Origin of the sequence: Pseudomonas pharyngis (genome assembly GCF_021602345.1) — a bacterium.
Classification (GTDB): Bacteria; Pseudomonadota; Gammaproteobacteria; order Pseudomonadales; family Pseudomonadaceae; genus Aquipseudomonas; species Aquipseudomonas pharyngis.
This window is the reverse complement of record NZ_BQID01000005.1, coordinates 346,533-365,353: the sequence shown is the minus strand read 5'-3', so window position 1 is coordinate 365,353 and position 18,821 is coordinate 346,533. Positions and strand designations below refer to the sequence as shown.

Annotated in this window: 19 protein-coding genes and 1 tRNA gene; 15 read left to right on the top strand and 5 right to left on the bottom strand. The window is 60.4% G+C overall.

Annotated elements, in window-relative coordinates:
* Positions 1-83 precede the first annotated feature (83 nt).
* The 10 genes from L6D74_RS13535 to L6D74_RS13490 all read left to right on the top strand — a co-directional run bounded on the left by L6D74_RS13535 (position 84) and on the right by L6D74_RS13490 (position 9,029).
* On the top strand, positions 84-1,922 hold the full coding sequence (locus L6D74_RS13535) for a long-chain-acyl-CoA synthetase (protein WP_236189487.1): 1,839 nt from the start codon (positions 84-86) through the stop codon (positions 1,920-1,922).
* A gap of 96 nt (positions 1,923-2,018) precedes the next feature.
* On the top strand, positions 2,019-2,537 hold the full coding sequence (locus tag L6D74_RS13530) for an ankyrin repeat domain-containing protein (RefSeq protein ID WP_039769928.1): 519 nt from the start codon (positions 2,019-2,021) through the stop codon (positions 2,535-2,537).
* 90 nt (positions 2,538-2,627) lie between these two features.
* Positions 2,628-3,158 carry a hypothetical protein gene (locus L6D74_RS13525; RefSeq protein ID WP_085649378.1) on the top strand — a complete coding sequence of 177 codons (531 nt, stop codon included), beginning with the start codon at positions 2,628-2,630 and terminating at the stop codon, positions 3,156-3,158.
* A 71-nt stretch (positions 3,159-3,229) separates the two neighbouring features.
* Complete coding sequence (locus L6D74_RS13520; protein ID WP_007959984.1) at positions 3,230-3,421, top strand: PLDc N-terminal domain-containing protein; 192 nt, start codon at positions 3,230-3,232, stop codon at positions 3,419-3,421.
* Between the two features lie 134 nt (positions 3,422-3,555).
* Entirely contained in the window at positions 3,556-4,431 is an 876-nt protein-coding gene (gene speE / locus L6D74_RS13515) for a polyamine aminopropyltransferase (protein ID WP_007959983.1), read from the top strand.
* 156 nt (positions 4,432-4,587) lie between these two features.
* The gene (locus L6D74_RS13510) at positions 4,588-4,821 is read left to right on the top strand and encodes a hypothetical protein (protein WP_236189485.1); all 234 of its coding nucleotides are present in this window, start codon (positions 4,588-4,590) and stop codon (positions 4,819-4,821) included.
* A gap of 210 nt (positions 4,822-5,031) precedes the next feature.
* Positions 5,032-5,379: a ribonuclease E inhibitor RraB gene (locus L6D74_RS13505; RefSeq protein ID WP_007959978.1), complete on the top strand. Its 348-nt coding sequence runs from the start codon at positions 5,032-5,034 to the stop codon at positions 5,377-5,379.
* Positions 5,380-5,856: 477 nt separating this feature from the next.
* A complete protein-coding gene (locus tag L6D74_RS13500) occupies positions 5,857-7,266 on the top strand; it encodes a circularly permuted type 2 ATP-grasp protein (protein WP_039769936.1) in 1,410 nt (469 codons plus the stop codon).
* A gap of 12 nt (positions 7,267-7,278) precedes the next feature.
* Complete coding sequence (locus tag L6D74_RS13495; protein ID WP_007959974.1) at positions 7,279-8,229, top strand: alpha-E domain-containing protein; 951 nt, start codon at positions 7,279-7,281, stop codon at positions 8,227-8,229.
* Positions 8,226-9,029, top strand: a complete 804-nt coding sequence (locus L6D74_RS13490) for a transglutaminase family protein (protein ID WP_064594642.1) — start codon at positions 8,226-8,228, stop codon at positions 9,027-9,029. Before L6D74_RS13495 ends, L6D74_RS13490 begins: the two co-directional genes overlap by 4 nt.
* A gap of 109 nt (positions 9,030-9,138) precedes the next feature.
* On the opposite strand, the gene L6D74_RS13485 is transcribed toward L6D74_RS13490, so the two are convergent.
* The gene (locus tag L6D74_RS13485) at positions 9,139-9,918 is read right to left on the bottom strand and encodes a c-type cytochrome (protein ID WP_236189533.1); all 780 of its coding nucleotides are present in this window, start codon (positions 9,916-9,918) and stop codon (positions 9,139-9,141) included.
* A gap of 626 nt (positions 9,919-10,544) precedes the next feature.
* Between L6D74_RS13485 and L6D74_RS13480 the strand changes: the two genes are divergently transcribed.
* The 3 genes from L6D74_RS13480 to L6D74_RS13470 all read left to right on the top strand — a co-directional run bounded on the left by L6D74_RS13480 (position 10,545) and on the right by L6D74_RS13470 (position 14,730).
* Complete coding sequence (locus tag L6D74_RS13480; RefSeq protein WP_221399093.1) at positions 10,545-11,750, top strand: acetyl-CoA C-acetyltransferase; 1,206 nt, start codon at positions 10,545-10,547, stop codon at positions 11,748-11,750.
* A 17-nt stretch (positions 11,751-11,767) separates the two neighbouring features.
* Positions 11,768-13,912: a 3-hydroxyacyl-CoA dehydrogenase NAD-binding domain-containing protein gene (locus L6D74_RS13475; RefSeq protein WP_236189483.1), complete on the top strand. Its 2,145-nt coding sequence runs from the start codon at positions 11,768-11,770 to the stop codon at positions 13,910-13,912.
* A gap of 95 nt (positions 13,913-14,007) precedes the next feature.
* Positions 14,008-14,730, top strand: coding sequence for an amidotransferase (locus tag L6D74_RS13470; RefSeq protein WP_007959955.1), 723 nt, complete (start codon positions 14,008-14,010; stop codon positions 14,728-14,730).
* A gap of 39 nt (positions 14,731-14,769) precedes the next feature.
* On the opposite strand, the gene L6D74_RS13465 is transcribed toward L6D74_RS13470, so the two are convergent.
* The 3 genes from L6D74_RS13465 to L6D74_RS13455 all read right to left on the bottom strand — a co-directional run bounded on the left by L6D74_RS13465 (position 14,770) and on the right by L6D74_RS13455 (position 17,504).
* The gene (locus tag L6D74_RS13465) at positions 14,770-15,741 is read right to left on the bottom strand and encodes a magnesium and cobalt transport protein CorA (protein WP_064594647.1); all 972 of its coding nucleotides are present in this window, start codon (positions 15,739-15,741) and stop codon (positions 14,770-14,772) included.
* Between the two features lie 134 nt (positions 15,742-15,875).
* Positions 15,876-16,598 carry a 1-acylglycerol-3-phosphate O-acyltransferase gene (locus tag L6D74_RS13460; protein WP_236189481.1) on the bottom strand — a complete coding sequence of 241 codons (723 nt, stop codon included), beginning with the start codon at positions 16,596-16,598 and terminating at the stop codon, positions 15,876-15,878.
* 216 nt (positions 16,599-16,814) lie between these two features.
* Positions 16,815-17,504 (bottom strand): crotonase/enoyl-CoA hydratase family protein, encoded by a 690-nt coding sequence (locus L6D74_RS13455; RefSeq protein ID WP_064594649.1) that lies wholly within the window; start codon positions 17,502-17,504, stop codon positions 16,815-16,817.
* 307 nt (positions 17,505-17,811) lie between these two features.
* Between L6D74_RS13455 and L6D74_RS13450 the strand changes: the two genes are divergently transcribed.
* A tRNA-Ser gene (locus L6D74_RS13450) sits at positions 17,812-17,901 on the top strand.
* Positions 17,902-18,052: 151 nt separating this feature from the next.
* Positions 18,053-18,373, top strand: a complete 321-nt coding sequence (locus L6D74_RS13445) for a YbjQ family protein (protein WP_236189479.1) — start codon at positions 18,053-18,055, stop codon at positions 18,371-18,373.
* A gap of 42 nt (positions 18,374-18,415) precedes the next feature.
* On the opposite strand, the gene L6D74_RS13440 is transcribed toward L6D74_RS13445, so the two are convergent.
* A complete protein-coding gene (locus L6D74_RS13440; protein WP_064594653.1) occupies positions 18,416-18,694 on the bottom strand; it encodes a hypothetical protein in 279 nt (92 codons plus the stop codon).
* Positions 18,695-18,821: the final 127 nt, after the last annotated feature.

Sequence of the window (18,821 nt, the reverse complement as noted above, 5' to 3'; positions counted from 1 at the left end):
TCGCTCTAGAAGCGCCGGTTGCCTCACCCGATTGCCCGACAATAAAAATCCGGCCTGCACGTCAAGGTCGAACGGGAGCTGCCATGCGCCACGCGCCGAGCGACACGATTACCTGGGGCATGATGCTCCGCAAGCTGCCGATGATTGCCAAAGCCATCCCTCGGGTGGTGAAAGGCATGAAGGTGGCCAACGTCACGGATCCGACGCAAACCTGTGGCCTGGGCTGGACATTCGAGCAAGCGACCCTGCGCAATCCCGATGGCCCCGCGCTGCTGTCGGGCGAGGTGGTGCTGAGTTATTCACAAGTCAACCAGTGGGCCAACCGCATCGCCCACTATCTGAACGGGCAGGGCATCGGTAAAGGCGATGTGGTAGCGGTGTTCATCGAGAACCGCCCGGAACTGCTGGTGACGATTCTGGCGCTGGCCAAAGTGGGCGCCGTCAGCGCGCTGCTCAATACCTCGCAGACCCGCGATACGCTGATCCACAGCATCAATCTGGTGACACCGGCGGCAATTGTCGTCGGTGAAGAATTGCTGCCGGCGTATGCGGCGGTGCGCGAGCAAGTGTCGATCCCGGCAACGCGCGTCTGGTTCGTCGCCGATCAGGATACCTTCAGCCATCCGGGCATCGCGCCCGAGGGCTATATCAACCTGATCAGCGCCAGCGCCGACGCACCTGTCGACAACCCGGCCAGCAGCCGGCAGATTTTCTTCGACGACCCCTGTTTCTACATCTACACCTCCGGCACCACCGGTTTGCCCAAGGCCGGGGTGTTCAAGCACGGCCGCTGGATGCGCAGCTCGGCGAGCTTCGGCATGATCGCCCTCGACATGCGCCCGGACGACATCGTCTATTGCACCTTGCCGCTGTACCACGCCACCGGGCTTTGCGTGTGCTGGGGTTCGGCGGTCAATGGCGCGTCGGGTTTCGCCATTCGCCGCAAGTTCAGCGCCCGGCAGTTCTGGAGCGATGTGCGTCGCTATCGCGCAACCACCATCGGTTACGTCGGCGAGTTGTGCCGGTATCTGGTGGATCAGCCGCTCAGTGCCGACGACAGTCGTCATGATGTGCGAAAGATGATCGGCAACGGCCTGCGGCCCGGTGCGTGGGCCGAGTTCAAGACCCGCTTCGGCGTGGATCACATCTGTGAGCTTTATGCCGCCAGCGACGGCAATATCGGCTTCACCAACATCCTCAATTTCGACAACACCATCGGTTTCTCGCTGATGGCCTGGGAGCTGGTCGCCTACGACCAGGACAGCGGCGAGCCGATTCGCGGCGATGACGGATTCATGCGCAAGGTCGGTCGGGGCGAGCGGGGCCTGCTGCTGGCGCGGATCGACGACAAGGCACCGCTGGACGGCTACACCGATCCACAGAAAACCGCCAAGGTCGTGCTGCAGGACGTGTTCACCAAGGGCGACCGCTTCTTCAACACCGGCGATCTGCTGCGCAACATCGGTTTCGGCCACGCACAGTTTGTCGACCGTCTCGGCGACACCTATCGCTGGAAGGGCGAGAACGTCTCGACCACCGAGGTCGAAAACCTGCTGCTCCAGCATCCGCACATTTCCGAAGCGGTGGCCTATGGTGTGGAAGTCCCCAACACCAACGGTCGCGCCGGGATGGCGGCGATCACCCCGGCCGAGTCGCTGGCGACCCTGGATTTCGCCGAATTGCTGGCCTTCGCCCGCCAACGCATGCCGGCCTATGCGGTGCCGCTGTTCTTGCGGGTCAAGGTGAAAATGGAAACCACCGGCACCTTCAAATACCAGAAAACCCGCCTGAAAAACGAAGGTTTCGACCCCGGCCAGAAGGGCGATGACCCGATTTATGCCTGGCTGCCGGGGACCGAAACCTACGTGCAGGTGACGGATGAAATTCTTGCCGACATTCGGGCAGGCAAATACCGCTATTGATATTGGCTATCGGCGGACTTGGAAAAAAGGGGATGACAGCTATCGCCGCGCTCGGGAAACTATCGGCTTTCCGATTGACCGAAAGTGGAGTGAACCATGTCTGACCAAAGCCGCCAGATGACCCCCGAGGAAGCCGCCGAATTCACTGAACAGGTGTTCAACAAGGCGCGCGAGGGCGATGCGGTGATGCTCGATCGCCTGATCACTGCCGGTCTGCCGGTGAACCTGACGAACAGCAAAGGCGACACCCTGCTGATGCTCGCCAGTTACTACGGCCACGTGGACGCGGTGCAGGTGCTGCTCAAGCACAAGGCCGATCCGGAACAACGCAATGGCAACGGCCAGAGCCCGATTGCCGGCGCGGCGTTCAAGGGTGATCTGGCCGTGGTCAAGGCCCTGGTCGAGGGCGGGGCGCAGATTGAAGGCGCCTCCTTCGATGGCCGCACGGCGCTGATGATGGCGGCGATGTTCAACCGTGTTGAAATCGTCGACTACTTGATCGACCAGGGCGCCGACCCGAAAGCCAAAGATGCCAATGGCGTCACCGCGCTGGACGCGGCCCGCACCATGGGCGCTGTGGACACCACCGCGCAGCTGGAAAAACTGCTGGGCTGAGGCCGCTGGCCGGAACCCTCTCTGTGGCGAAGGCGAGAATGCGCTATCCTTCGCGCCCTCAAAATTCCCTTCGCCACAGGATCCGCCCCCATGAAAGCCGCACTTGCCGAACTCATCAGCAAAATCAGCTCCGGCTGCATGGGCGAAGACGAGATCCTGAAGGTCGCTGACGAAGCGGCACAGGCCTACGCCGATGCCGACGCTTTTCTGACCGCCAACCCGGACATCAACTACGACGACACTTTCCCGATTCCGCTGGGCGAGTGGGTCGTGGTCGGCAGCCTGCCGGAGACCGTGTTGTTCCAGGCCGACACCTACGCCGAACTGTTCGCGCAGATCGTTGCCTCGTTCGGCCCGGGCGTCGAATTCAACCTCAAGCCCAAGCAACTGGCCAAAACCGAGGCGCTGACCGCGCTCAACCGCATCCAGGTACAGATGAGCAGCCTGAACAAGGAAAACGGCGGTTACACGTTGATGAACTTCAGCCAGTTGCTCGACGACGAGCTGCAAGTGGTGCTGGTCTACGGCAACGATGTGCCGCGCGTACTGGAACTGTGCGCCGAAGTCGGTATCGCCGCCGCGTCGTCGCTGGAAGCCTTGAAGGTCGCCGTTCACGTCTGAGCGCAATAAAAGGGAACCCTGAGCGCGACCGTCTATCCTAAAAGTGCACGCCACTATTCTGGAGCGACACCATGGGTTCCACGTTCAACGGCCTGGTCGGCCTGATCATTCTTGCGCTCGACATCTGGGCGATCATCAATGTGCTGAAAAGCGGCGCCGAGACCGGGATGAAAATCCTCTGGGTACTGCTGATCATCCTCCTGCCGGTGCTGGGACTGATCATCTGGGCGATTGCCGGGCCGCGGGGCAATGTGCGGATCTGACCGTTCGCACCCTGATCGGGTCGGGCCGATGAACTGAGGTTCGACCTGTCATCTTCGGCAACGTAGAATGCGCGCCTTTCCCGGGCAATCGAACCTGACGATTGGCGCCCGCGCATTCATCGGAGCACTTCACCATGACCGTCACCAAGACCAGCGAATACCTGGAAACCCTCTACGAAGGCTACGGCCAGCGTTTTCGCATGGAAAAACTGCTGCACGAAGTGCGCACCGAACACCAGCACCTGGTGATTTTCCAGAACCCGCGCATGGGCCGGGTGATGGCGCTGGACGGCGTGATCCAGACCACCGAAGCCGATGAATTCATCTACCACGAAATGCTCACCCACGTGCCGATCCTCGCCCACGGCACCGCCAAGCGCGTGCTGATCATCGGCGGCGGCGACGGCGGCATGCTGCGCGAAGTGACCAAACACGCCAGCGTCGAGCACATCACCATGGTCGAGATCGACGGCACCGTGGTCGACATGTGCAAAGAGTTTCTGCCGAACCACTCCAAGGGCGCCTACGACGATCCACGCCTGAATCTGGTGATCGACGACGGCATGCGTTTCGTCGCCACCACCACTGAAAAGTTCGACGTGATCATTTCCGACTCCACCGACCCGATCGGCCCGGGCGAAGTGCTGTTCTCGGAAAACTTCTACCAGGCCTGCCACCGCTGCCTGAACGAGGGCGGCATCCTCGTGACCCAGAACGGCACGCCGTTCATGCAGATCGAAGAAGTGAAAACCACCGCCGGCCGCCTGCGAAGCCTGTTCCCGGACTGGCACTTCTATCAGGCGGCCGTACCGACCTACATCGGCGGTTCGATGACCTTCGCCTGGGGCTCGACCAACCCGGCCTACCGCAAGCTGAGCCGCGAAGTTCTGCAACAGCGCTTCATCGGCAGCGGCATCGTCACCCGCTACTACAACCCGGAAATCCACATCGGTGCTTTCGCCTTGCCGCAATACGTGCTGCAAGCGGTGAACAAGCCAAGCAACGACTGATCGTTCGCGGGTAAGAAAAAGCCGAGGCCGGTGTGTGAAAACACACCGGCCTCGGCTTTTTTCATGTTGCATCGGTGTAAACCTTTTGAACGATCAATCCTGACAAAAGTCGAGATAGAGGTAAGCCCATTTGCGGGTTTGTTCGAGGAGGCTCCAATGCAAAAGTGGAAAGTCACTTTCGTGGATGATCACGGTGAAATTGTCGATGAAGTCTTCGAGCGTGCGGAATGCCCCAGCGATGATGAGGCCGCACGACTGATCAAGGAACGACTGCTTCCCGTCGCCGCCGAGCTTGACCTGAACGATCTGGAAGGGCGCACCGCCGATGCCGGCGTAAAAAGCCTGAAAACCCAGAACAGCATCGAAATCCGCAGCATCACCCGAATCTGAATCTTCATTTTCTTCATGTACCAGGCCTTGGCAGCGGCTCTATCTTGGGGCTACTCTGCAAGCGAGATCAGCGAACGGATCGCTAAGGTCTGGTCTTGTCAGCTACATGCTTGTTTCCCGCCGGCAACGCGGTTGCCGTAAGCACCCGGGCCCTTTGGGCCAGTGCAGGGAATACGGAAAGTCTATCCATCTATGCGAGGGGGACGATTCATGAGCACAGCCTATCAAGAAGACATCAGCAGCAGCGTGCTGCGCCGCATGAAAGAAGGCGGTTTCGATTTTTCCCGATTCCATCCCATCGAGTTCTACGCCATTTTCCCGGACGAGGAGCGGGCACGCAGGGCGGCAGGCAAATTTCGCGGTGAATCCATCAATGCCCAGGTCAGTGCGCGCGACGACGGCGCCTGGTCTCTGGAATTGAGCAAGGTGATGTACGCAACCTACGACGACATTGGCGATTTCGAGCAGGGCTTTTCGGCGGTGGTCGAGCCCTTGGGCGGCATCATCGAAGGCTGGGGCGTGAAACAGGAGATCCGCAACCGGCACCGTTTGAACTGATCACTCTTGCAACACGTCGAGCTACGGCTGACCTTCGGGTCGGCCGTTGTCGTTTCTACGGCCCCGAAAGCGCATGGCAAAACCCTGAAACAAGAAACCGGCGCAAAAAAAAGCCACCTGAAAAGGTGGCTGAAAGGGAAGACCGGAAGGAGAGGAAACCGGTCAGGGTTACGGCCGGGAGGGCTGCCGAGGCAAGCCGGATCAGTGAGGCTGCATACTTCGTCAACGACGTTTTTGCAGCGGATGCGCGGATTATCCGCAGTGGCCTGCGGGCAGTGAAATCAACTCTGACTATGCTGGTGATAGGCGACGGGACTGCGTCGCAATGAAGCGGGGGCGATCAGGTTGGAGCATTTGCCGCACAGGAATGGTGCGGTGCGTGTGGCGTGAATATCCAACCGATTGAAATCAAAGCGTTTATGCCGATGGCACGGGCCTTGCGAAGGCCTGTATGTCCGGAGTGACAAGGAGTACGGCATGATCCGCACCTATTTTGATGAGATGTATGATGCCGGCGGCCAGATCCGCCCGCATTACCGGGAGTTTGCCCGGTGGCTGGCCGAGACACCTGACGAGCTGCTGGCCCAGCGGCGACGCGAGGCCGATCTGCTGTTCCATCGCGCCGGGATCACCTTCACGCTCTACGGGGACGAGCAGGGGACAGAGCGTCTGATTCCCTTCGACACCATTCCGCGCAGCATTCCCGCCAGCGAATGGCGGATTGTCGAGCGCGGCTGCATTCAGCGAGTCAAGGCGTTGAACATGTTCCTCGCCGACCTTTACCACGAGCAGCGCATCATCAAGGCCGGGATCATTCCCGCCGAACAAGTGCTGGCCAACGAGCAATACCAGTTGGCGATGCAGGGGCTGGATTTGCATCGCGATATCTATTCGCACATCTCCGGCGTCGATCTGGTGCGCGACGGCGACGGCACGTATTACGTGCTCGAGGACAACCTGCGTACGCCGAGCGGCGTGAGCTACATGCTCGAAGACCGCAAGATGATGATGCGTCTGTTTCCCGAGCTGTTCGCGGCCCAGCGCATCGCCCCGATCGACCATTACCCGAACCTGCTGCTCGACACCCTGAAAAGCTCAAGCCCGATTGACGACCCGAGTGTGGTGGTGCTGACACCGGGACGGTTCAACAGCGCGTTTTTCGAGCATGCGTTTCTCGCCCGGGAAATGGGCGTGGAACTGGTGGAGGGCGCGGACCTGTTCGTGCGCGACGACAAAGTCTTCATGCGCACCACCGACGGCCCGAAAGCGGTGGACGTGATCTACCGCCGGCTCGACGACGCGTTCCTCGATCCGCTGGCCTTCCGCCCGGACTCGATGCTCGGCGTGCCGGGACTGCTGTCGTCCTATCGCTCCGGCAACGTGGTGCTGGCCAATGCCATCGGCACCGGCGTGGCGGATGACAAATCGGTGTATCCGTTTGTCACCGAGATGATCCGTTTCTACCTCGACGAAGAACCGATCCTGAAGAACGTGCCGACCTGGCAATGCCGTAACCCGTCCGAGCTTTCCCATGTCCTGGCCAATCTTCCAGATCTGGTGGTCAAGGAAACCCAGGGCTCCGGCGGTTACGGAATGCTCGTGGGGCCGGCGGCGACGACCGCGGAAATCGATGCGTTCCGCGAGCGGATCAAGGCCAAGCCTCACGCCTATATCGCACAACCGACGCTGTCGCTGTCGACCTGTCCGACCTTTGTCGAAAACGGCATTGCGCCGCGCCATATCGACCTGCGCCCGTTCGTATTGTCCGGCCGCGAAACCCGGGTCGTACCCGGCGGTTTGACCCGTGTCGCCCTGCGTGAAGGCTCTCTGGTGGTGAATTCATCCCAGGGCGGCGGAACCAAGGACACCTGGGTGGTCGAGGATTGAAGGAAGCCTGCCATGTTAAGTAGAACTGCCTCGGATCTGTACTGGATGTCGCGTTACCTGGAGCGGGCGGAAAACCTCGCACGGATGCTCGATGTCAGCTATTCGCTGTCGCTGATGCCGCAGGACGGCCGTGGCGACGGTTTGCACGAACTGGCGATGCCGTTGCTGATCACCGGCACGCTGGACGATTACCTGGAACGCCACGGCGAATTGCATGCCGAGCGATTGCTGCACTTCTTCGCCCTCGACGCGGCCAACCCGGCGAGCATCTACAGCTGCCTCGGCGCGGCGCGAGCCAGCGCCCACGCGGTGCGCGGGCGGATCACCGCGGACATGTGGGAAAACATCAACGCCACCTGGCTGGAAATCCGCGGGATCGCCAATCAGGGCCTCAGCCGCTACGGCATGAGTCGCTTCTGCGAGTGGATCAAGGAGCGTTCGCACCTGTTCCGTGGTGCGTCCTACGGCACCATCATGCGCAACGACGCGTTTCGTTTCATTCGCCTGGGTACGTTTATCGAGCGGGCGGACAACACGTTGCGCCTGCTCGATGCGCGTTACGAAATGGCTGGCGATCAGGCGGAAGCTGTCAGCGACGGCACCGCCCATGCCTATTACCAGTGGAGCGCCTTGTTGCGAGCCTTGTCATCATTCGAGGCATACACCGAGATTTATCGCGATGCGCCGGGCGCCCGGCATGTGGCCGAGCTGCTGTTGTTGCGCGCCGACGTGCCGCGTTCGCTGCGTGCCTGTACCGAAGAGATCGACCAGATTCTCGCGCAACTGCCGGGGGCCAACGGTCGCCCTGCACAACGACTGGCGGCGGAAATGGACGCGCGTCTGCGCTACACCGGTATTCAAGAAATTCTCGAGGAAGGGCTGCACGCCTGGCTCACCGAATTCATCCCGCTGGTGCGCCAGTTGGGCAACGCCATTCACAGTTCCTACCTGGAGGCCGCATGAGACTTTCCATCAGCCACGAGACCACCTATCACTACGAAGATCAGGTGCGCGCGAGCATCCAGTACCTGCGCCTGACACCCCACGACAGCGAGCGTCAGCACGTGCTGAGCTGGCAGCTTGACCTGCCGCGCCCGGTGCGCGCCCAGCTCGATCCGTTCGGCAACATCCTGCACGTCCTGACCATGGACGAGCCCCACGAAGCGATCATCATCGGCGCCCGGGGGCAGGTTGATATCGACGAATTGCGCGAGGCGGAGCACGAGAGTCAGTCGGCGCTGCCGTTCCTGCGGTTCACCCGGCTGACCGAGGCTGACGAGGCGTTGCGGGCGTTTGCCGAACAATCCTGCAAGCAGCGACGCGACCGCAATGCACTGATCGACCTGATGCACGGTTTGAACCAGCACATGACTTACAAGCCGGGTTCCACTGAAGTCGACACCAGCGCCGCCGAGGCATTCGCCGGACGGGCGGGTGTTTGCCAGGATCACGCCCACGCGTTTCTGGCCTGCGCGCGCAGTCTCGGGGTGCCGTCACGTTATGTGTCGGGTTATCTGTACAGCGAGGATTGTGAGCATCTCGCCAGTCACGCCTGGGCCGAAGCCTGGATCGATGACGCCTGGTACAGCTTTGACGTGACCAATGAACTGGCGCGGCCGGAGCGGCACCTGAAACTGGCGGTGGGTCTGGATTATCTGGATGCCTGCCCGGTGCGCGGCATGCGCCGGGGAGGCGGGTCAGAGCAGATGCATGCGAAAGTGCTGGTGTCGCCGACGCCGGTGATCTCGGTTCAGCAGCAATAACCGCACTACTCCTGTGGGAGCGAGCATGCTCGCGATGGCAATCTTTCAGCCGGCACGTGCATGACTGAGACACCGCATCGCGAGCAGGCTCGCTCCCACAAGGAAGGCATCAAGGCTTAACCTTGCGCCCGGCCATATGCTGCAAATACCCGATCAGCTTCTGCAGATCCGCATCCGGCAACACCTCGGCAGAAAACCCCGGCATCTTCGCCTGCGGCCACTGACGCAGACTCTGAGGATCGCGGATGTAGCGCTTGAGGAAGTCCGCGCCGAAGTACTCGGTCGGGTTGTAGGGAATATTGAGATCCGGCCCGAACTGCGCATCCCCTGCGCCATTCAGGCGATGGCAGGCCAGGCAGTTCTTCTGGAACAGCGCAAACCCCTGATTCACCGGGTCATCGGCCTTCAACGCAGGGTCCGGCAACAGGGCAGGGAAGCGCTCGGCCACCGGAGTCATTCGCTTGATGCTCGCCACTTCGAATGGCCATTGTTCCGGGCTGATATTGCCGGCCTGCGGATCGGTCCACACCAGATAAAACGGCCCGGCGCTGTGCTTGCCTTCCGACAGCGGCGGCCAGGGCTGCGCCGGATCCTCGATGGCCAGCCAGGCGCGCGAGCCTTTATTGTTCAGTAGCGGCGCGGCGGACAGCTCGGCGGCGAAACCGTCCAGCGCTACGGCTTGCAGGTGATCGTCCGGTTTGATGCCGGTCAGCAGCGCGGCCATCGGCACGGCGCGATAAGTCATGTCCTTCTTGTAGGACACATCATTCTTGACCGTGAGGGTTTGTACTTGAGGATGCTTGAGCAATTCCTCGGTCTGCCAGGTGCGGCTGTTCGCGCCCAGCTCCAGGTTCAGCTGCGCGGCAGACAGGGGCATGCTCAGCAGCATGGCCCCGAACAGAATGAGCGTTTTCAAAATGACCGCCGTCCGTGTCGTGGAAGTGCGCAAAGGTTGGCACAGCCACGCTGGCCCGGATAGCGGGCCAGTCACATTTTCAGTGGCGATGAACAATACCTGCCGCTTGAATCAGCCGATGACCTTGGTCAGGTTCGGCAGAATCAACAACAGCGTCGTGGCGAAAAGAATGAGCCCTGCTTGCCGTACTTTTGGTTGTTTGAACATGGCTTGACCGCCTTTTTTGTTATTTCCTGATGCCTGCCTGCATATCCATGATGGCAAGCGCTGCACTTCCTGTTGAAGAACGTCTGCCTCGGCAAAACCCGACGACAACAACGTACATCTTCACCTTAGGGCCCGCGTCACGCTTTGCTTAGATCCATTTCGTATGTACTTGCTGCCGGTCGCGATTAAAAAGGCATGAGGCCCATTGCCAGCTTCTTTGTCGCCCGTTTGCTAGACAGCTCGCTCACCTGAACCGGTTAACCAAGCCATGGATGACCGTCCGTCTGAGCGTGCGCGTCAACGTCATTGAGCGCTGTGGTCATTGAATCCGTCGCCTGCGAAGACAACAGTGACAGCACGAATTTCACTCACCGCACAGGTTCGAGGACGTCATGACCCAAGCTTTGATTTTCGACGCGTTACGCACGCCCCGTGGCAAGGGCAAGGCCGACGGTTCGCTGCACAGCGTCAAGCCGGTGAACCTGGTGGCCGGGCTGCTGACCGCTTTGCAGGCACGCACGGCGCTGGACACCAGCCAGGTCGATGACGTGGTGCTTGGCTGTGTTACGCCGATTGGCGATCAGGGCTCGGACATCGCCAAGACCGCCGTGCAGGTGGCCGATTGGGACGTCAGCGTCGCCGGCGTGCAGATCAACCGCTTCTGCGCTTCCGGGCTGGAAGCGGTGAACCTGGGAGCGATGAAAGTGCGCTCCGGGTTCGAAGAGCTGGTGGTGGTCGGCGGCGTCGAATCGATGTCCCGCGTGCCGATGGGCAGCGACGGCGGCGCCTGGGCGCTGGACCCGCAGACCAATCTGCACAGCCACTTCACGCCACAAGGCGTCGGCGCCGACCTGATCGCCACCCTTGAAGGCTTCAGCCGGCAGGACGTCGATGCCTACGCGCTGCACTCGCAACAGAAAGCCGCGCGTGCCCGGGCCGACGGTTCGTTCAGCAAGTCGTTGGTGCCGGTGCAGGACCAGAACGGCATTATCCTGCTCGATCACGATGAGTTCATCCGCGCCGAGTCGACCCTTGAAGGTCTGGGCAAACTCAAGCCGAGTTTCGAAATGATTGGCCAGATGGGCTTCGACGCCACGGCACTGCGGGTCTACAGCCATGTCGAGCGGATCAACCATGTGCACACGCCGGGCAACAGCTCGGGGATCGTCGACGGCGCGGCGCTGATGTTGATCGGCTCCGAGGCCAAGGGACGCGCGTTGGGCCTGCAACCCCGGGCGCGGATTGTCGCCACGGCGGTCACCAGCACCGATCCGACCATCATGCTCACCGGCCCGGCGCCGGCCACTCGCAAGGCACTGGCCAAGGCCGGGCTGCGGGTGGAAGACATCGACCTGTTTGAAGTCAACGAGGCGTTCGCCTCGGTGGTGCTGAAATTCATCAAGGACATGGCCGTCGACCCGGACAAGGTCAACGTCAATGGCGGCTCGATCGCCATGGGCCACCCGCTGGGCGCCACCGGTTGCGCGATCCTCGGCACCTTGCTCGATGAACTGGAAGCCCGACGCCTGCGCTACGGCCTCGCGACGCTGTGCGTCGGCGGCGGCATGGGCATCGCCACCATCATCGAACGCCTCTGACCTCAAGGAAACCTGTCATGACCCAAGCCATTCGTTACGAAAAAGGCCAGGACGGCATCGTTCTCCTGACCATCGACATGCCGGGCCAGAGCGCCAACACCATGAACGCGGTGTACCGCGAGGCCATGGCTGAAAGCGTCGCCCGACTGCTGGCGGAAAAAGATGAGATCGCCGGGGTGATCATCACCTCGGCCAAGAAAACCTTCTTCGCCGGCGGCGACCTGAATGAACTGATCAAGGTCGGCAAGCCCGAAGCCAAGGCCTTCTATGACATGGTGCTGACCCTCAAGGGCCAGTTGCGCACCCTGGAAACCCTCGGCAAACCGGTGGTCGCGGCGATCAACGGCGCGGCGCTCGGCGGCGGCTGGGAAATCTGCCTGGCCTGCCACCACCGCGTGGCACTGGACGATGCGTCGGTGCAGCTCGGTTTGCCGGAAGTGACCCTCGGCCTGTTGCCGGGCGGCGGTGGCGTGGTGCGGATGGTGCGCATGCTGGGCATCGAAAAGGCTTTGCCGTATCTGCTCGAAGGCAAGAAAGTCCGTCCGCAGCAGGCGTTGCAGGCGGGGCTGATTGATGAACTGGCAGCGGATCGCGATGAGCTGCTGGCCAAGGCCCGGGCCTGGATTCTGGCCAATCCTGCGACGGTGCAGCGTTGGGATGTGAAGGGCTATCAGATTCCCGGCGGCACGCCCTCCAATCCGAAAGTCGCGCAGATGCTGGCGATTGCGCCGTCGATCCTGCGCAGCAAAACCCAGGGCACATTGCCGGCGCCGGAGAAGATTCTGTGCGCGGCGGTGGAAGGTGCGCAGGTGGATTTCGACACGGCGCACCTGATCGAAACCCGCTACTTCACCGAACTGACCACCGGGCAGATCTCGAAAAACCTGATTGGCACCTTCTGGTTCCAGCTCAATGAAATCAATGCTGGCGGTTCGCGTCCGCAGGGTTTTGCGCCTTCTGTGACGAAGCGCGTGGGCGTCCTCGGCGCCGGAATGATGGGGGCGGGAATCGCCTACGTCAGCGCTGTGGCCGGGATCGACGTGGTGCTCAAAGACATCAACCTCGCGGCTGCGGAAAAGGGCAAGGCGCATTCGGCGGCATTGCTGGACAAGAAAGTCGCTCGCGGGCAGATGACTGCGCAGCAGCGTGAAGCGGTGCTGGCGCGCATCCATCCGACCGAAAGCGACGCCGATCTGGCAGGTTGCGATCTGATCATTGAGGCGGTATTCGAGGATCGTGATCTCAAGGCCAAGGTCTCGGCAGCAGCACAGCAGGTGGTCGGCGCCGACGCGGTGATTGCTTCCAACACTTCGACCTTGCCCATCACTGGCCTGGCGACCGCAGTGCCGGATCAAGGCAAGTTCATCGGCCTGCACTTCTTCAGCCCGGTGGAAAAGATGCCGCTGGTGGAAATCATCAAAGGCGCGCAAACCAGCGACGAAACCCTCGCACGCGGGTTCGATTTCGTACTGCAAATCAAGAAAACCCCGATTGTGGTCAACGACAGTCGCGGCTTCTTCACGTCGCGAGTATTCGGCACCTTTACCAATGAAGGTATTGCGATGCTGGGTGAGGGCGTGAGTGCGCCGATGATCGAGACCGAAGCCCGCAAGGCCGGGATGCCTGTCGGGCCTCTTGCGATCTCCGACGAAGTTTCCCTCAGCCTGATGAGCCATATCCGTCAGCAAACGGCCAAAGACCTGCAGGCAGAAGGGAAACTGCTGATTGAGCACCCGGCGTTCGCCGTGATTGACTTGCTGCTCAACGAATACAAGCGGCCGGGCAAGGCAGCGGGAGGCGGTTTTTACGAGTACCCCGCAGGTGGGCAAAAACATTTGTGGCCCGAACTGAAGACCCATTTCGAGAAAGCCGATGGGCAGATTTCGCCGAAGGATGTACGTGATCGGTTGCTGTTCGTGCAGGCCATCGAAACCGTGCGCTGTGTGGAGGAGGGCGTGCTGACTTCGACGGCGGACGCCAATGTCGGCTCGATCTTCGGCATCGGTTTTGCGGCATGGACGGGCGGCGCGTTGCAGTTCATCAATCAATATGGCGTGAAGGACTTCGTCGCGCGGGCGCAGTACCTGGCGGAACAGTACGGCGAGCGTTTCGCACCGCCTGCGTTGCTGCTGGAAAAAGCCGCGAAAGGCGAGTTGTTCTAACGGGGCGGGGAGGCATTCCGGGGCTTGCCTTGCCGGGTGGTTTCAAGGCAGGCTCTGGGGTGTGCATTATTCCCATCACGTGTCAGGTATTTTTTATGTCGCTACGCATCTGCATTCTGGAAACCGACATCCTGCGTCCGGAACTGGTCGATGAATATCAGGGTTACGGGCAGATGTTCCAGCGCCTGTTCTCGCAACAGCCGATCGCCGCCGAGTTCACGGTGTACAACGTGATGCAGGGCGACTATCCGAGTGATGACCTGACCTTCGATGCGTATCTGGTTACCGGCAGCAAGGCCGACTCGTTCGGCACCGACCCGTGGATCCAGACCCTCAAGCAATACCTGCTGACCCGCTACGAGCGCGGCGACAAACTGCTCGGCGTGTGCTTCGGCCATCAGCTGCTGGCGCTGTTGCTGGGTGGCAAGAGCGAGCGTGCTACTCAAGGCTGGGGTGTCGGCATTCACAACTACAAACTGGCGGCCAAGGCGCCGTGGATGAGCCCGGTGCGCGAAGAGCTGACGCTGTTGATCAGCCACCAGGATCAGGTGACGGCGTTGCCGGAGAACGCCACGGTGATTGCTTCCAGCGATTTCTGCCCGTTCGCCGCGTACCACATCAACGATCAGGTGCTGTGCTTCCAAGGGCATCCGGAATTCATTCACGACTATTCGCGGGCGCTGCTGGATCTGCGTCAGGAAGCGCTGGGCGAGCAGGTGTACAGCAAGGGTGTGGCCAGCCTGGAACATCAGCACCACGGCACCACCGTGGCGGAATGGATGATGCGCTTCGTGGCGCACAAGCCGACCGCTGCTTGAACCCAGGCGCCCCCGTGTTTTGCACGGGGGCGTTTTTTCTTATAGCCAGCCGGATTTCTTGAAACTCGCCCACAGGCTCACGCAGCCGACCGTGATAAAGCCCAGCACGCCGAAATAGCCGTAGTGCCAGCTCAGCTCCGGCATGTTCTGGAAGTTCATCCCGTAGATCCCCGCCACTGCCGTGGGGAACGCCAGAATCGCCGCCCACGCGGCGAATTTGCGCTGCACCACGCTCTGGCGTGACGCCTCCAGCAGCACGCCGATTTCGATGGTCTGGCTGGCAATGTCGGCCAGGGTGGTCAGGTCTTCCATCTGCCGCGTGACATGGATCTGCACATCACGGAAGTATGGGCGCATGTTCTTGTCGATGAAGGGGAAGCTCAGCTTCTGCAGCTCCTCGCCGATTTCCACCATCGGCGCCGCGTAACGGCGCAAACGCAAGACGTCTCGGCGCAGGCCATGGAGTTTCTGGATGTCGTGTTCATTGAGCGCACTGCACAGCACGTTGCGTTCCAGCTCATCGATCTCGGCGTGGATCGCTTCGCCCACCGGCTGATAGTTCTCGATCACGAAATCCAGCAGCGCATACAGTACGAAATCTTCCCCGTGTTCCAGCAGCAGCGGCCGTGCCTCACAGCGCTGGCGCACTTGGGCGTAGGACGCCGAATGACCGTTACGCGCGGTGATGATGTAGCCGTTACCGGCGAAGATATGGGTTTCGATGAACTGCAGAATCCCGTGTTCGCGCACCGGCGAGTAGGTGACGATGAACAGCGCGTCGCCAAAGGTTTCCAGCTTTGGCCGGCTGTGTTTTTCGAGAGCGTCTTCGATGGCCAGTTCGTGCAGGTTGAACTGGCGTTGCAGGTTGGACAGTTCCTGGGCGCTCGGCTCTTCGAGGCCGATCCAGACGAAGTGGCCGGTCTTGGCGGCCCAGGCTGCGCCTTCGTCGAGGGAAATATTGGTGACTTTCTTACCAGCGCTGTAAACCGCAGCAGCAACAACTCGACCCATGGTGGTGATTCACTTCTTCTTGGCAGATGGCAGGGGAGACATGGCTTCAGCTTAGCCGTGTCGCTGCTTGAGAGTCAGTGAAATCTCCACAGTTCACCGGGCAAAAGAAAACCCGCACAGGGCGGGCTTCTTTTTCACGCAGCTTGCAGCTGCCGGTCCATCGCATCGATGCATTCGCGCATCTGTTCGCGGCACTGGTTGATGAGCATGGGCATGTCATCCATGGTCAGGCCGGCGGTAGGAATTGCCGGCAGCGAGCGTATGAGAACTTTCCCGCTGTGCCAGCGGTTCAGACGCATGTGCTTGATGTAGCTGCTGACACACACCGGAACGATCGGCACCCCGGCGGCGATGGCCATCTGGAACGCGCCTTTTTTGAATGGCAGCAGTTCTTCACCCAGGTTGCGGGTGCCTTCCGGGAACACCCAGATCGAGGTGTCTTTGTGCTGCAAGGTGTCGGTGGTGGTCAGCATCGACTGGCGCGCCTTGTGCGCGTTCCCACGATCGATCAACACGTTGCCCGCCAGCCAGAACAGTTGCCCGAACAGTGGCACCCACTTCAGGCTCTTTTTGCCGATGCACACGGTACGGCGCGGCACCACGTTGCCGAACACGAACAGGTCATAGTTGGACTGATGGTTGGCGATGATCACGCAGCTGTCTGGCTTGTTCATCAACGGCCCGACATCGGCCTTAACCCGCAGGCGCAAAATGCACATGGCCGGCAGTGCATAGAGACGGGCGCACAGGCGACTGTTGTCCGGATTGAATGGGCGGCACAGCCCGAGGATCACACCGAGGATTCCCGCCAGAATAAAGTGCAGGCCTATCAACAACATACGAAACACGAACAGCATTTTCAGGCCCATCGGGACAAAAGGTGGCGCAGTGTACGGATGTGCACTGTTTTCGGCAATTGCCGCTATAGAGTCCGGAGATGAGCGATGTTTAAGCGCATGTTTCCGACTTGTTGGTCAGAGGCGTCCTAGAGCTGCTGCAGAGTTTTTAACTGGGCGTGTAAGAAAAAGCCCGACACGACGGTCGGGCTTTTCTGAATCGGAATGAGCCGGGTATCAGCCCAGGTGCTCCTGATCCTGAATGATCGCGTTGTCCAGGGCTTCCAGTAGCGCCTTGCGTACTTTCAACTTGGTGTTCTTGTGTGCGGTCATGTTGATTTTCTTCAACTGACGCGCGGCGGCGAGGGCAGCGCCTTGCAGCTCTTCGGCCGCTACAACCTTGTCGAGGAAACCGGCATCCACTGCGCTTTGCGGATCAAACATCTCACCATTGATAACCGAGCGATGGAAGGCCGAGCGACGCAGACGATCACGAGCCAGCTCGATGCCGGCGTGGTGCATGGTCATGCCGATCTGCACTTCGTTCAGACCAATGCTGAACGGACCGTCGACACCGATCCGATAGTCGGCGGACAACAGAATGAACGCGCCCTTGGCCACGGCATGGCCCGGGCAAGCAACAATCACGGGGAACGGGTGCGACAGCAGACGACGGGCCAGAGTCGAACCCGCAGTCACCAGAGACACAGCTTCTTTAGGGCCGGCGGTCATTACTTTCAGGTCATAGCCGCCAGAGAGAATGCCCGGCTGACCTGTGATGATCACAATGGCACGATCCGCCACCGCCTGATCCAGCGCCGCGTTGAAGGCCGCGATCACGTCCGGGGAAATGGCGTTGACCTTGCCGTTGCTCAGGGTCAGGGTCGCGATACCGTCTTCGAGGTGGTAGGCAATCAGGTCGCTCATGGCGCAATTCCTTATAAGAAAGATGGGCAGACGTTACCCACCGTCGCCGGTCAGGTAAAGCACTGTGACTGACCCGCCAGTCACTGTTTACTGGCCGATGCGCTGCAACGCGCCCGGTGCCTGACGCCTGCGCGTCTATATAGAAGGGCCGCGTTTACCCGAGATTGGCCGGATCGCCATGGACTCTCGATGGCGGTCGCGGCTTTTTCGCTTAACCGCATGAAAATTCTGAAAAAAAGTTTGCCATCAGAAAAGCTTTCGACTACATTAGCGCGCCTCGACAGACAGAACATGTTTGAAGAGATACGGTGAAGTGTCCGAGTGGCTTAAGGAGCACGCCTGGAAAGTGTGTATACAGGAAACTGTATCGAGAGTTCGAATCTCTCCTTCACCGCCAAATTCGATGTAAACAAAACCCCTGGTTTCGAAAGAAGCCAGGGGTTTTGTGTATTCTGGCGTCTGGTTTTTGGTCACAGAGATTGCTTCGGCTTCCCTTTGCCAGGGCATTACAATCGAGGTTTTATCCGGCATGTAAAAGGACGACCTCCATGATCATTTCCACCACCCACTCCATTGAAGGCCGGCAGATTACGGCGTATCTGGACATCGTCAGTGCCGAGTCGGTGCAGGGCGTGAATGTGATTCGCGATATGTTCGCCGGTATGCGGGACTTTTTTGGTGGGCGTTCGCAGACGCTGGAGCGGGCATTGAAGGAGGCACGTATCCAGGCGACTGACGAGATCAGGGAGCGTGCGCGGGCTTTGCAGGCGGATGCGGTGGTCGGGGTGGATTTCGAGATCAGCATGCCGGCAGGGAAGGGTGGCATGGTGGTGGTGTTTGCGACCGGTACGGCGGTCAAGTTGCGCTGAGGCTAGTGAGCCCATTCAACGGAATGGGCTCTGTGCTGATAATCAGCCCTGCGGTTTGAGCAGGATGGTGCCTTTCGAATCGTAGGTCAGCGGCGTGTCGATCGCGACGAGAGGCGGCGTATCGCCGGGTTGAACTGGCTGAACCGGGTCCGGGTGGTAGATCACGCCAGGCTGCAACGGACTCGGTCCGGTCGGCTGCTTGATGACGATTTCACCCGAAGCGATCTTTTCCTTGAGTTTCTCCGCCCCGGCCTTGCCGGCGGCGATCTGTTCATCCGTGAGTTTTACAACAGGCAGTGTCGGGAATCCTTTGATTTCCATGTTCTCTCCTTGAGATTCATTGCGTAGGAAAAAGGGCAGCGGCCGGTCGCCGCAAATCTTTAGCCGCATGGGACCAACGGTTCCCCAATGTGTTTAATTTCCGTAGGCCATTCGTCGGGCTCCGGGG